Here is a 14369-nt window from a genome sequence, read left to right as displayed (position 1 = left end):
CTTTATTCATAATAAAAAAGCGGAAGATAAGCTACCACTAGCTATCTTCCTCTGCTTTTTAATTAATAGACTTTGCCAATAACGTGATTGGGTGCAAACAAGTTACACTGGTGGACATATCAATTTGCCATTTGCAGGTTTCGCATTCTGAAATTACAAAATCAAATTGCCCCTCTTCAATATGTTCAAACAAGGTTTTACCAATGGCTTGAGAAACCTCATAGTTTTCTGCTTTAAAGCCGTAAGTGCCAGCAATACCACAACACTGACTTGGTAGCATTACCACTTCAAGATCAGGGATCAATTTTAATAACGCAAGAGTGTAAGGTGCCCAGCCCGCTTTATCCACGTGGCAAGCAGTGTGATATGCCACTTTCAACGGCATTGATTTAAACTGCGGTGCGTTTTTACGTTGAAATAATTGATACAAATACTTCGTTACAATATTAATGTGTGGACGTACTTTTGCGTTATCCATTCCCAAAATATGATGATATTCATCACGTAAATTCATTGTGCAACTAGAGGACGTTCCCACCACATCAAGCTCTTGATTAATAATGGTATTTTCTAGCTGAGCAAGGTTAAATTCGGCAAGTTGTCTAGCACGTTTTGGAAATCCATTCACGCTCAGTGGCAGCCCACAGCATTTTTCTTTTTCTAACAACATTACGCCAATATCTAAGGCGTTGAAAACCTTGATTAAATCTTTGCCGAGTTGTGGATTATTATAATTCACGTAACAGCCGTGATAGTACGCCACTTTGTCTTTGTAATAACGCTGACGTTCAAGGGCATTATTTTTATACCATTGACGGAATGAGCCAAAGGAATATTTCGGCAGGCTGCGATGTTGGCTGACTTTTAAGGTTTTTTCCAGTAAGAATTTCGTGGCTTTTAAGCCTGTAATGGTATTCACCACAGGGGCAAATGGCGTGTTGAGTTTGCCCATAATATCGGTGTTACTTAGCACCGCATCGCGTAATTTATGAATGAGCGATTTTTTCTGCTCTTTCAAATGGTTATTTCTCGCCCGCACGATCAAATCGCCAATTTTTACATCAGAAGGGCAAGCCACTTCACAGCGTTTGCAGTTGGTACAATATTTCAGTGCTTCATCATAGAATGCGGCACTTTTTAGACGAAAACGTTCCCCATCTGGGCCAGCTTGTTTCGGACCAGGATAAAGCGGATTTTGTTTTGATACTGGGCAAACCGCCGTGCAAGCCGTACATTTTATGCAGCTCTCAAAACTGTTATCCACATATTGGTGGCTAGGTGGCAAGGTAGCGTTTTGTTTTGCGTTTTCGATTAATTGTTGAATGTTCATTATTTGCCCCCCGCAAGAATCTGTTCTGCTACGGTGAGTGCAGTAACCACCGCCACGCCCGAGCTACAACCGAGTTCTAAATTATTGTAACCGCCAATCACTGAGCCGATAGCGTATAAATTCGCTAAAATCTCACCGCACTTTTGCACTTGGCATTTTTCGTTAATTTTCACCCCCGCACTTTGATAAGGCTGCGGAGCGGAAAAGCGATCTCTTGTCCAAGAAAGGCGGTTGCCATTATCAAAATCGCCGTTGCCGATAATATCGAGATCAAAAATAGGCTCGAGAACCCGCTCAAATTCCGCCACAATCCCCGAGCTAAAATAATGCCCTGAAGCCAGCACAAAATGCTCAGCATAAAGTGCATCATCTTGATGTAATTGCGTGTAAAGGGCTTTCACTTGGTGATCCTCAATATCCGCCCGCAACGCTTTGTCGCCATTGAGCATTACACCGCCCAACTTTTCAAAATGATCTCGCAGGGCTTTTCGCTGACGCATTCCCAGTAAAGAAGGCGGCAGTGTTGGCAGTTCAAATAAATTTAGCCCTGTCGCCTGTTTGAGGCTGTTGAAGAAATGATTGTCGCTCATACCAAAACAGGCGGGTAAAAACACCGCACTTGCGTTTCCTGCGGCTTGTTGGATCTCTCGCACTAACTCGCCGAACGCCAGTTTATGCTCCAGTACTTGGGAAATATTGACGCTACGAAATTCCCGTGCGTTGTTGCGAAGTTGGTCTAATTGCGGAATGTGCAAATAGCCAATACTCACATCACAATGGGCAAATTGCGGATTTTGTTTTAAGTTATCCGCTAATAATTGTGGTTGGAAATCGTGGTAACCCTCAATGCCTAGCACGGCAATGCGTTTATGGGGAAATTCAGCTTGTGATAATGGTAAGGTTGGCACGCTGTTTGCCGAAAGCCAAGTGCGACGTAAACCGCCCAAAGGAGTAACACGGAGATGATTTTCTTTATGTGAGCCAATCAGATCCAAATTGAGCGATTGGGCTAATTGTTCAAAGTGTTCTGCTTTGGCAAGCACCTGATCTTTTCCCAATAACGAATAAGGATGCTGTGGCATTTGTTCAGCAAAGTGCGGGTAAATTTCGGCGAAATTTTGCACCGCACTTCCGTTTGGTAGCTGGCTGAGTAAATCTAACGAGCCAGAGGAAAAATCCATCGCCGCTTGTCCGTTGTTTACGATGGCACAATGTTTACCTTGTTGTTGCAAAGCGATACCGCAGGTTAGCCCTGCCAATCCGCCACCGATAATAATCACATCAAATTTCATTGCTGTCTGTCCCCTGTGTGGCTTGTTCATCAAGTGGTTTAACATCATTCAAACCAAGTAAACTGTAATAAATCCAGCTGGTAAACTCTGCTTCACGCACTGCTTCTCCCCAAGCGATAGGCTGAATCCCCCGCCAACGTTCTTCCATAAAAGAAGCCAGTTGTGTGGTGGATTGACGCGGGGTTGCTACTTTAAAACGTGCCATTAAGCCCGCCGCTCGGCAAGCACAGAGTTCCGCTTGGCACGTTCCCATTCCTACACGGGTGCGGCGGCGTAAATCCACCAAGTTATTCACTTTGAGTTCATCAACGGCATAACGCACTTCTCCTGCACTCACCGCTTCGCATTCGCACACTAACGAGCGATCAAGGCGTTCTTTTTCTAATAATTTCGTGGCTCGTTGCCCGTGGCGATAAACCGCAGAAATTTTAATCGGTGTTGGCAGTGAAATAATTTGTTTGTAGGTTTCTTCTTGTGTTGTACCTGAACCCGGTAAAGGTTGGCTAGCAGTGGTACAAGTGGCAGATTTATTGAGTTTTTTGCACACCAAATCCGTTGCCCATTCTGCCATTAAACGATAGGTCATTAATTTCCCACCTGTGATGGTAACAAAACCCTCCAACCCATCACGCTCTGCGTGATCCAATAACACAATACCACGGCTCACATTTCGCCCTGAGGGATCATCATCGGTCGCTACCAAGGGACGCACGCCTGCATAAGCACGCAGCACGCGGGTATGACGTAGGGAAGGGGCGAGTTTTTCCCCTTCACGGAATAAAATATCCACTTCTTCAGGCGTTACCACCATATTATCAATTTGATCATAAGGAATACGGCTTGAAGTCGTGCCGATCACACAAATGGTATCCCCTGGCACGAGAATATCCGCATCGGCAGGCTTGCGACAGCGGTTAATCACTAGATTATTAATGCGATGCCCCATAATCAGCAACGCCCCTTTGGCTGGGAACATTCGGATTTTGAGATCGGCATATTCGGCAATACCTTGTCCCCAAATCCCGCCTGCATTCACCACAACTGGGGCAAAAAACAAGCGTTCTACTTTATTTTTATGATCGTAAACTTTCGTCCCAATTACGCGATCGCCTTCACGGATTAGCCCTTTGACTTCGCAATAGGTGAAAATTTTTGCACCACGTTCGCTGGCATCAAGTATATTGGCGGAAGTAAGGCGGAAAGGATCGATAGAACCATCAGGCACCACCACCGCGCCCACTAAATTCGGATTGACCGAAGGCTCTAAGCGTCTAGCTAAATCAGGTTCAATCGCTACCGCTTCAATACCTGCCTTATCACAAGCGGTGAGAAAGGTTTTCTGATACGCCAAATCATCTTCGGGTAAGGTGATGAACAGCCCTTTGGTATCTTCAATACAATGGCGAGCAATGTTTTTCAGGATCAAATTTTCTTGAATACATTCGCGTGCGGATTCTTCATCATTCACCGCATATCTCGCCCCGCTATGTAATAAGCCGTGGTTACGCCCTGTTGCCCCTGTGGCAATATCGCGGCGTTCTAATAACACGCAATCAATACCGCGTAATGCACAATCTCGTGCAATACCTGCCCCCGTAGCCCCACCACCGATGATAATGACATCAGTGCTGATCGGTGAAAAATCCCCATTTGATTGATAAAACTGAGGTGATATTGGCATAGTTCCCCCTCATAAAAATAAGCAAAATAAAGAATAACAATATAATCATACTCCAAATGTTCGTTTTGGAAAATAAAATGAGCAATTTTGTATCAAATAATGTGATAAAGATCACTGTTTAAATCAGTCAAGAAAAAATTTTGTTATATTTTTGTGACAAACATCACAACTTAACATTTCTCTGCTTTTCGTATTGGATTTTTTCTATATCATATCTATGGAATGTTCGTAAAAGAACGAACCTTACATTATAAATAATAACAATTTGGAGAATTCTATGTTTGGACCATTTAAACCAGCTCCCCATATTGCGGAGCTGCCAAAAGAAAAAATAGATTCCACCTACAAACGCTTACGCTGGCAAGTGTTTATGGGAATCTTCTTTGGTTATGCAGCCTATTATTTTGTGCGTGCTAATTTCGACTTAGCACAAAAAGGGTTAATTGAAGCAGGACTTTATAATAAAGCGGAACTCGGTATTATCGGGACTGGTGCGGGTTTAGCTTATGGTTTGTCAAAATTCTTTATGGCGACCATCTCTGACCGCTCAAATCCGAAAGTTTTCTTACCTTGTGGCTTATTACTTTCAGGTTTATGTATGACCCTAATGGGCTTGATGCCTTGGGCGACATCAGGCATTTTAGTAATGTTTGTGATGATTTTCCTTAATGGTTGGTTCCAAGGTATGGGCTGGCCGCCGTGCGGACGTACAATGGTTCACTGGTGGTCAAAAAATGAACGTGGAACCATCGTATCCATTTGGAACTGTGCTCATAATGTTGGAGGAATGGTTCCAGGTGCGATGGTATTACTTGCTGGTGCTATCTATTTTAGTGAACACGGTGTGCAAGCTACGGCAAAAGATGTTTGGCAACAAGCTCTCTATTATCCGGGTATTGCCGCGATGATCGCAGCTATTCCAGTGTTCTTAGTAATGAAAGATACGCCTCAATCTTGTGGTTTACCTGCCATTGAAAAATGGCGTAATGATTACCCAGATGACTACAACGAAAAAACCTACGAGAATGATCTCAGCACAAAAGAAATTTTCGTTACTTATGTGTTGAAAAACAAATTGTTATGGTACATCGCCATTGCTAACGTGTTTGTTTATCTCATTCGTTATGGCGTATTGAAATGGTCGCCAGTGTATTTGGGTGAAGTGAAACATTTCAATATCAAAGGTACGGCGTGGGCTTATACCATTTATGAATTAGCTGCGATTCCAGGAACGCTTATCTGTGGTTGGGTATCGGATCACCTATTTAAAGGTAAACGTGGTTTAACGGGTTTCATCTTTATGATCTTAACGACCATTGCAGTAGTGGCACTATGGTTAAACCCAGCAACGCCTGAAGCTGAACTCGCACAATATGCAGGCAAAGCTTGGTATGAAAACCCATATCAATTAACTGACTTTATCTTAATGACCACTATCGGTTTCTTAATTTATGGTCCAGTAATGTTAATTGGTTTACACGCTCTTGAACTTGCACCGAAAAAAGCGGCAGGTACAGCAGCAGGTTTCACAGGCTTATTTGGTTATCTCGGTGGTACAGTTTCTGCTTCAGCCGTTGTGGGTTGGGCTGCGGAATACTACGGTTGGGACGGTGGTTTCTATGTAATGATCACCGGCGGCATCTTAGCTGTATTATTACTCTTAATCGTAACCATTCAAGAAGCAAAACATAAAGCTACATTAGCCGATCACTACGGTAAATAGTGAATAATCAGAAAGGAAGTGCAGCAATGCCCTTCCTTTTTTATTGATAAAAATTCGGTGAAAAAGCACCGCACTTTACTAAAAGGAGTTTTTATGACATTCAAATTAAAAAAATTAGCTCTAGTTGTTGCCTTATCCACCTTGGCATTTACTTGTGTGCAAGCAGCAAATGCAATGCCAACAGTGAATAATAATGAAAAACTTGTTATCGCTCACCGCGGAGCAAGTGGCTATTTGCCTGAGCATACGCTAGAAAGTAAAGCCCTTGCCTTTGGACAAAAAGCGGATTATTTAGAACAAGATTTAGCGATGACGAAAGACGATCATTTAATCGTGATCCACGATCATTTTTTAGACGGGCTGACTGACGTGGCGAAAAAATTCCCTGATCGTAAACGCGCAGATGGGCGTTATTATGTGGTGGATTTTACGCTTGCGGAAATTCAATCGCTCAATATGACCGAAAATTTCAAAGTGGTAGATGGCAAACAGGTACAGGTTTACCCTGATCGCTTCCCAATGTGGAAATCCCATTTTAAAATTCACACCTTTGAAGATGAAATCGAATTTATCCAAGGACTAGAAAAATCCACAGGCAAAAAAATCGGCATTTACCCCGAAATCAAAGCCCCTTGGCTACACCATAAAGAAGGGAAAGATATTGCCAAAGCGACCTTGGAAGTGCTGAAAAAATATGGTTATACGCAAAAATCCGATCGCGTTTATTTGCAAACCTTTGATTTTAATGAGCTTAAACGCATCAAAACTGAGCTAATGCCGAGTCTAGGAATGGATCTTAAATTAGTCCAGCTTATCGCCTACACCGATTGGCACGAAACGGAAGAAAAAAATCCGCAAGGCGAATGGGTAAACTATGATTATGGTTGGATGTTCAAAGATGGTGCAATGGCTGAAGTGGCAAAATATGCAGACGGCGTAGGGCCAGGTTGGTATATGCTAATCGATCAAGAAAATTCCACCAAAGATAAGGTGGTTTACACCCCATTGGTGCAAGAGCTAAAAAAATACCAAATGGAATTACACCCTTACACCGTCCGTAAAGACGCCTTACCTGCATTTTTTACGAACGTAAACCAAATGTACGATGCCTTGCTAAACCAAGCTGGCGCGACAGGAATTTTTACTGATTTTCCAGATACCGCCGTAGAGTTTTTGCATAAGCAGTAATTCAAATTAACACCATTTAGTACAACAAAAAAGGTGGTGTAATAGTACACAACACAGGGGCGTATGCCATACGCCCCTGCCATTGACTGAATGATTTCAGACTATGAAAATAAAAAAATATCAGCTACCCACCCAAAATTTCTAAAAATTTATCCTAGATAATGAAAAGACGGTGCTTTCTAGCGGTGTTTTTTTCATTTATCTCTCACAAAATAGATCCCAAATCCCACCGCACTTTTAAATGTAAATACCCCATTCCCCGTGTAAATTGCCTGAATGAAGATAAAATTTTTGAGAGCCGTAACGCCGAGCGAGAGCAAAGCGAACATCAGGCTTATTTTTCGTTAAGAAAATTTTATTGAAATGAGGAAAAGCAATTTAGTCGGGTTCCCTTTTCTTTGCTTACTTCCTTTGGGAACGCAAAAGAAAGTAAGTCGCTCAACGAGCGAAATCCGTTATAGCTACCGAAGAAAAAACTATTCACCCAAACAAAAACAACAGGCTAATAAAAAAGGACGAACTATTCCGCTCGCCCTAAACAAAATTTTATCTTCTCAGCTATTGAGTTTCCAATTCTTTACTAAATAAAGCCTCAATAAATTCTTCCGCTTGGAATGGGCGGAGGTCTTCAATTTTTTCACCGATACCAATATAGCGAATCGGCAATTTAAATTGATCTGCGATGGCGAAAATCACCCCGCCTTTTGCCGTGCCGTCAAGTTTCGTTAAGCTAATCCCCGTTAGCCCTACGGCTTCGTGGAATAATTTCGCTTGGCTGATGGCGTTTTGCCCTGTACCCGCGTCAAGGGTCAGCATAATTTCGTGCGGTGCGGTTTCATCGTATTTTTTCATCACTCGCACGATTTTTTTCAGCTCGTCCATTAAGTTATTTTTATTTTGCAAACGCCCTGCGGTATCGGCGATTAAAATGTCAATATTTCTCGCCGCGGCTGATTGCATTGCGTCATAAATCACGGAAGCAGAATCCGCCCCCGTGTTTTGAGCGATAACAGGAATATGATTGCGTTCCCCCCACACTTGTAGCTGTTCTACGGCGGCGGCACGGAAAGTATCCCCAGCGGCTAACATCACCGATTTGCCTTGCATTTGGAATTGACGTGCAAGTTTGCCAATGGTGGTAGTTTTGCCCACGCCATTTACGCCCACCATCAAAATCACATAAGGCTTTTTGCTGCTATCAATTTGCAGCGGCTGTGCGACAGGCTTAATAATATCTGCAAGCTCCGCTTTAAGCTGTTGATACAACAAATCTGCCTCTTTTAGCTGTTTGCGGCTGGCGTGTTGAGTTAAATTATTGATAATCTTGGTTGTTGTCGGCATTCCAATATCGGCGATGAGCAACTGTTCTTCTAATTCTTCAAACAGATCATCATCAATTTTCTTACCTGAAAATAGGCTCAAAAAGCCCGAACCGATATTCTGTTTGGTGCGAATCAGCCCTTTCACTAAGCGACTGAAAAAGCCCCCTTTGCTTGGTTTTTCTTTCTCTGCGGGTTGTGGATTTTCTGCTTCACTTTGCTCTGGTGTGATTTCGATTTGCGTTAGGCTTTCCGTTTCTTGCTCAAAATCTTGCGGATTTTCCACCGCACTTTGCTCTGGCGTGATGTCGGTTTGCGTTAGGCTTTCCTCTTCCTGCTCAAAATCTTGTGAAATTTCTACCGCACTTTGCTCTGGCGTGATGTCGATTTGCGTTAGGCTTTCCGTTTCTTGCTCAAAACCTTGCGGATTTTCTACCGCACTTTGCTCTGAGGAAATTTCAGCTTGCGTTAGAGTTTCCGTTTCTTGCTCAAAACCTTGTGAATTTTCCACCGCACTTTGTTCTGAGGGGATTTCTGTTTGTGAAACGTTGATTTCTTCCGCATTTTCTTGCAATAAACTAGGCTCTACCGCTTCTTCTTTCTTTTTACCTAAGCCAAACCAAGACCAAAATCCGCCTTTTTTATTTTTTTCTGTCATATATTACTCACTATGATGAAAACATTACTGATTTTTTGCATTTTATACTACACTATGCCCCTCTTTTTGATTTGATTACTGATAAAATCGGCTGAAAACGCGGCATAATGTTCAGTGAAAAGTTTGCATAGTCTATCATAATTTGGCAAATCCCTATGAAAAAAAATCCAACGCAACGCACAAGCAATGTGTCATTAGCAAAAGGCGAAGTCCGCATTATTGCAGGGCTTTGGCGTGGTCGAAAATTACCCGTTTTGAATGCTGAGGGCTTACGACCAACGGGCGATCGCGTGAAAGAAACCCTGTTCAACTGGCTAATGCCCTATATTGTGGGAGCAAATTGTTTAGATTGCTTTGCGGGCAGTGGTTCGCTCGGGCTGGAGGCGCTTTCACGTCAAGCAAATCAGGTGATTTTTTTAGAGCTAAATAAGCAGGTAGCAAACCAGCTAAGCAAAAATCTGCAACAACTAAAATGTTCACCGCTGCAAGGGCAAGTGATTAATCAAAATAGTTTGCAATATTTGCAACAAATGCCACCTAGCCCCCAATTTGATTTGGTTTTTCTCGATCCGCCCTTTCATTTTGATTTGGCACAGCAAGCTGTTGATGCCTTAGAGCAATATCACTGGCTCAAGCCAGAGGCGTTAATTTATGTGGAAACGGAAAAAAATAAAACCCTGACGATACCCGCCCATTGGCAATTATTAAAAGAAAAGGCCACAGGGCAAGTGAGTTATCGCTTATATCAGCAAAGCGAACGCTAACTTCGCCGATACAGCCCATTTTCACAAACCGCTAATTGTTGCAATTCTAAACTTAATAATTGGGTTAATAAGACATCAATCGGCAATGACAAACGGGCTGAAAGTTCATCAAGGCTAATGGGAATGTGGCTTAATTGAGCGTAAAGTTCGGGATAACTTGGTGGCTCTGAAGTTAGCTGCTCGTTCGCCGACGATGGCGATTTCTGTTCGGTATAATTCGGTGTAACATACTGATAATGTGGGAGATTTTCTAAAATATCCGTCACGCTCTCCACTAATGTCGCCCCTTGTTTGATGAGCTTATGACAGCCCTCACTAAAGCCATTTTGAATATTGCCCGGCAAGGCAAAGATCTCACGGTTTTGCTCCAACGCATAACGAGCCGTAATGAGTGAACCGCTCCGCTCGGTGGCTTCAATAATTAGCGTGCCAAGCGAAAGCCCGCTAATAATACGGTTTCGGCGTGGGAAATTCTCCGCAACGGGCGCTTGCGCGGGGAGAAATTCGGAAATCAATGTGCCGTTATGCTCAATAATTTGCTCAGCCAAACGGCGATGTTTTGCAGGATACACCTTATCCAACCCACTTCCAAGCACCGCCAGCGTTTGCCCTTGAATATCCACCACGGCTTGATGACAAAATCCGTCGATCCCTAAAGCTAGTCCACTGGTTATCGCAAAGCCCGCAAGACTCAACTCTGAAGCAAAATACTTCGCCCAATATTCCCCATAATTCGAGCAATAACGGCTACCTACTATTGCAATTTGTGGTTGAGAAAGTGCGGTCAAATTTCCTTGCAAAAATAAAATCGGCGGGGCGGAGGGAATTTGCTTCAGCAAATAAGGGTAATCTTCATCGGTAAAATTAAGCAAAAAATTACCCGCACTTTCTGCCCATTGTAACGCAGGATCAATGAATTTTCGTTCTGGGTAAAACCAACGTTGAATTTGCTTTTCTGACCAACCAATCTGTTTAAACGCGTATTCATCATAATCTAAAAGCTGTGTAAGACTAATTTCACCCAATATTTTTTGAATGGTATTTGCTCCAAGTTTAGGAATTTGGAGCAAACGGAGTAACATCTCATTGGTTATCATCGATATTTTAAGCCTTGAACAAATTTGACTATATCTTAAAATCGTCGTTGAATTGAATATATTCTTTTATTTTAGTTTTGCGAGAAAGATCGCAAAATTTAACCAATCTTAGAGAAATACCTATACTATTTTAAAATAAGGTATTTAATGAATAACATTTGTCTTTTGATTTCTTTTAGGATCTAGTTTCTCCAGCAAGCCTTTATATTTTTCATAACGTATTGCATTTTTCTCTGCTAACGCACAAAGTACAATATTCTCGTAAGTATCCGCTTGCTGATAATAATTAGGTGTGGCGAGAGCTTGTTCAAATCGTAGATAAGCCTGTTCGAATTGTCCTTGTTTGCACAAAAAGACGGCATAATTATTAAATACATCGCCTTGTTTATCGTCGAGTTTTAGGGCTTTCAAATACGCATTTTCCGCACGAGTATTCTCCCCTTGAAGCTGATAAAAATATGCCAACGCTGAATGCACTAAATAATAATTCGGGGCATAAGCTAAAGCTTTGTCTAAATTTTGCTTCGCCAGACCAAGTTCATTTTGCTCAAGATAGCCAATGCCAAGCTCCACTCTCGCCTTTGCGGCTTGCTGCTTATCAAAGTCTTGCTTATTTAAGGGAGTGGAAACACAGGCTACGAGAAAGAGAGAAAAAAGAATGCTTAAGATACATTGATAAATTTTCATTTTTTCTCTCCTTATTTTTTGATTGCTCAGGTTCTAGTGAACTTCTACTGCATTAATAGACTGCCCACAACGTTTCTTCTGTGCAGTACGTTTAGTGCGGTCAATCACATCACCGGCTAACTGTCCGCAGGCGGCATCAATATCATCACCACGCGTTTTACGCACAATCACCGTAAATCCATATTCCATCAGCGTTTTCTGGAAGCGATCAATACGCGTATTAGAACTTTTCGCATAAGGCGCTTCAGGGAACGGATTCCAAGGGATCAAATTGATCTTGCAAGGTGTATTTTTCAATACTTCCGCTAACTGATGCGCGTGTTCTATGCTGTCATTAACGTGATCCAACATCACATATTCAATGGTTACTTTGCCGTGATTGGCGTTAGACACCGATAAATAACGATTAACGGAATCAATCAAGGTTTTGATGTTATATTTTTTATTGAGCGGCACAATTTCATCACGCAATTCATCATTCGGTGCGTGCAAAGAAATAGCCAATGCCACATCAATCATTTCGCTCAATTTATCCAACGCAGGCACAACCCCTGAAGTGGAAAGGGTAACACGGCGTTTAGACAGCCCATAAGCAAAATCATCAAGCATAATTTCCATTGCTGGCACAACGTTTGCCACGTTTAGCAATGGTTCGCCCATTCCCATCATCACCACATTGGTAATCGGACGCACGCCCGTTACACCAAAATTACCAATAATTTTTGACGCTCGCCACACTTGCCCGATAATTTCAGCAACAGTTAAATTACGGTTAAACCCTTGCTGGGCGGTAGAACAGAATGTGCAAGCCAAGGCACAGCCCACTTGGGAAGACACACAAAGAGTTGCACGATCAGCTTCAGGAATATACACAGTTTCCACCTGCTGATCGCCCACCTGCATCGCCCATTTAATCGTACCGTCTGCAGACCGCTGTTCCACTGCCACTTCAGGGGCTTTGATCTCCGCCACCGCTTTTAATTTTTCGCGTAACTTCTTGTTAATATTCGTCATATTGTCAAAATTGTCTTCACCAAAATGGTAAATCCATTTGACTAATTGATCCGCACGAAACGGTTTTTCCCCTAATTCTTGAAAAAATTCACGCATTTGCTGACGTGTTAAATTCATTAAATTGATTTTTTTCTTAGGTTCTACTGAAGGCTGGCAGCCTTCTTGTTGAGTTGTATTCTGTTCTAACATAAAGCCTCGTTATTACACATTACGGCATTGATATAGCTAAACTTTTTGCTTTTTTTCAGGTTAAGTTTACAAACTATAAATTAAAAAATTTCTACCGCTTAAAAAATGAGTTGCGATTGTACAGAGTTCTATTTGATTAATCTAGCAATTTCAGCCTAACCTGAACGCTATTTTAGCCAAAAGAAAAATAAAAGAAAAAACCACCGCACTTTCTTTGCGATAGCGATCGCAAAAATTTTAGAGAACACAATAAAATCTCAAAAAAAACAAAGTGCGGTGGGATTTTGGGGGATTTTTTACTGATAATTAGCGAACATAAAACAGCACAATAAATAGTCGAACACAATGTTCGCCTATTTATTTTTCGTTTTACATTAATCTTGCTCTTTAGCTTGTTGAGTTTCACCCAGCAATGCGGCATATTTCAGCGTGTCTGGGCTGGCTTCGAGGGCGATTTTGAGTACCATTGTGAGGGGGACGGAGAGGAACATTCCCACCGAGCCGAGCAACCAGCCCCAGAATAAAAGGGAGAGAAAGACCACAAGGGTTGAAAGTCCGAGGGTTTTGCCCATCATTTTAGGTTCTAGCACGTTGCCGATGATCATATTTAGGCTGATAACCCCAATGGTAACGCCTATGCCGGTGAAAAAGCCATTAAGCAATAAGGCTTGGACGATAATGGGAATGGCGGCGATAATTGAGCCGATATTCGGGACATAATTGAGCAGAAAACTGAGCGTTGCCCATAAAATGGCATATTGCACGCCGAAAATTTTCAGCAGAATGAACACGCCAAAGCCTGTCAAAAGGCTGGTAAGGGTTTTCACGCCGAGATAATCCATCACCCCTTGCAAAATGCGGTCGATGTAGCCCTCATACTGTGCCACTTGGTTCGGTTTGCTGAATGCCACGGCAAATTTATGTTTGGCAGTGGGTGCTTCTAACAACATAAAAAGCACCACTAGAAACAGTACGAAAACGTTGGTTACCACCCCCGAAAAGCTGAGCAAAAACCCGCTGGCAACGTTCATTATCATTGCGGGATCAAAATGTTGCATAATTTGCTGACGCAGATTGTCCAGCGGTAAATGCAATCCCTGTGTGATCGCGGCAAGATCGTTTAAGCGTTGCGAAAGCAATAGGCGATATTGCGGGATCGACTGGGTAAATTCCCGTGCGTTGCTATTAATGAGACTGGCGAGGAAGAAAAACACCGTCAGGATCATCAAAAAGAGCAAGGTGAGAGCGAGCCAATGGGGAAGTTTACGCTGTGTCATAAACTTCACCACAGGCGAGCAAATAATGGCTATGAACAAGGAAAGTAGGAACGGGACGACAATTTCGCTGGCAAGTTTCACCCCTGCGAAGATAATCACAAGGGCAGACATTGCCATTAATAATTGGCTTAGCGATAAACGTTTATCCAT

Annotated in this window: 11 protein-coding genes; 3 read left to right on the top strand and 8 right to left on the bottom strand. The window is 42.5% G+C overall.

Annotation, left to right across the window (positions count from 1 at the left end; translation table 11 throughout):
• Positions 1-58 precede the first annotated feature (58 nt).
• Genes glpC through glpA form a run of 3 tightly spaced genes read right to left on the bottom strand, consistent with a single transcriptional unit; the run spans position 59 to position 4303 of the window.
• Positions 59-1330, bottom strand: coding sequence for an anaerobic glycerol-3-phosphate dehydrogenase subunit GlpC (gene glpC / locus HBL79_RS00240; RefSeq protein ID WP_035687985.1), 1272 nt, complete (start codon positions 1328-1330; stop codon positions 59-61).
• Positions 1330-2622, bottom strand: a complete 1293-nt coding sequence (gene glpB, locus HBL79_RS00235; protein WP_035687987.1) for a glycerol-3-phosphate dehydrogenase subunit GlpB — start codon at positions 2620-2622, stop codon at positions 1330-1332. The genes glpC and glpB overlap by 1 nt, the downstream gene beginning before the upstream one ends.
• Positions 2612-4303, bottom strand: a complete 1692-nt coding sequence (glpA, locus tag HBL79_RS00230; protein ID WP_124994790.1) for an anaerobic glycerol-3-phosphate dehydrogenase subunit A — start codon at positions 4301-4303, stop codon at positions 2612-2614. The genes glpB and glpA overlap by 11 nt, the downstream gene beginning before the upstream one ends.
• Positions 4304-4580: 277 nt before the next feature.
• On the opposite strand from glpA, the gene glpT reads away from it, so the two are divergent.
• A complete protein-coding gene (gene glpT, locus HBL79_RS00225) occupies positions 4581-6026 on the top strand; it encodes a glycerol-3-phosphate transporter (RefSeq protein ID WP_046097260.1) in 1446 nt (481 codons plus the stop codon).
• A 93-nt stretch (positions 6027-6119) separates the two neighbouring features.
• Positions 6120-7214 carry a glycerophosphodiester phosphodiesterase gene (glpQ, locus tag HBL79_RS00220; RefSeq protein ID WP_035687993.1) on the top strand — a complete coding sequence of 365 codons (1095 nt, stop codon included), beginning with the start codon at positions 6120-6122 and terminating at the stop codon, positions 7212-7214.
• Positions 7215-7772: 558 nt separating this feature from the next.
• Here glpQ and ftsY read toward each other — a convergent pair.
• Positions 7773-9191: a signal recognition particle-docking protein FtsY gene (gene ftsY, locus HBL79_RS00215; protein ID WP_035687996.1), complete on the bottom strand. Its 1419-nt coding sequence runs from the start codon at positions 9189-9191 to the stop codon at positions 7773-7775.
• A gap of 155 nt (positions 9192-9346) precedes the next feature.
• Here ftsY and rsmD point away from each other — a divergent pair, with 155 nt between their 5' ends.
• Positions 9347-9955: a 16S rRNA (guanine(966)-N(2))-methyltransferase RsmD gene (gene rsmD / locus HBL79_RS00210; RefSeq protein WP_046097259.1), complete on the top strand. Its 609-nt coding sequence runs from the start codon at positions 9347-9349 to the stop codon at positions 9953-9955.
• Here the strand turns inward: rsmD and dprA are convergent.
• The 4 genes from dprA to HBL79_RS00190 form a co-directional block, all read right to left on the bottom strand.
• Positions 9952-11052 (bottom strand): DNA-processing protein DprA, encoded by a 1101-nt coding sequence (gene dprA / locus HBL79_RS00205; RefSeq protein ID WP_035687998.1) that lies wholly within the window; start codon positions 11050-11052, stop codon positions 9952-9954. The genes rsmD and dprA overlap by 4 nt on opposite strands.
• A gap of 144 nt (positions 11053-11196) precedes the next feature.
• Positions 11197-11739: a type IV pilus biogenesis/stability protein PilW gene (gene pilW / locus HBL79_RS00200; RefSeq protein ID WP_017805302.1), complete on the bottom strand. Its 543-nt coding sequence runs from the start codon at positions 11737-11739 to the stop codon at positions 11197-11199.
• Positions 11740-11772: 33 nt separating this feature from the next.
• Entirely contained in the window at positions 11773-12942 is a 1170-nt protein-coding gene (gene rlmN / locus HBL79_RS00195) for a dual-specificity RNA methyltransferase RlmN (protein WP_035688001.1), read from the bottom strand.
• Between the two features lie 374 nt (positions 12943-13316).
• Positions 13317-14369 (bottom strand): AI-2E family transporter, encoded by a 1053-nt coding sequence (locus tag HBL79_RS00190; protein ID WP_035688003.1) that lies wholly within the window; start codon positions 14367-14369, stop codon positions 13317-13319.

This window comes from Avibacterium paragallinarum (assembly GCF_011765605.1).
Taxonomy (GTDB): domain Bacteria; phylum Pseudomonadota; class Gammaproteobacteria; order Enterobacterales; family Pasteurellaceae; genus Avibacterium; species Avibacterium paragallinarum.
The sequence above is the reverse complement of the archived record's forward strand: the minus strand, read 5'-3'. Positions and strand labels throughout refer to the sequence as shown.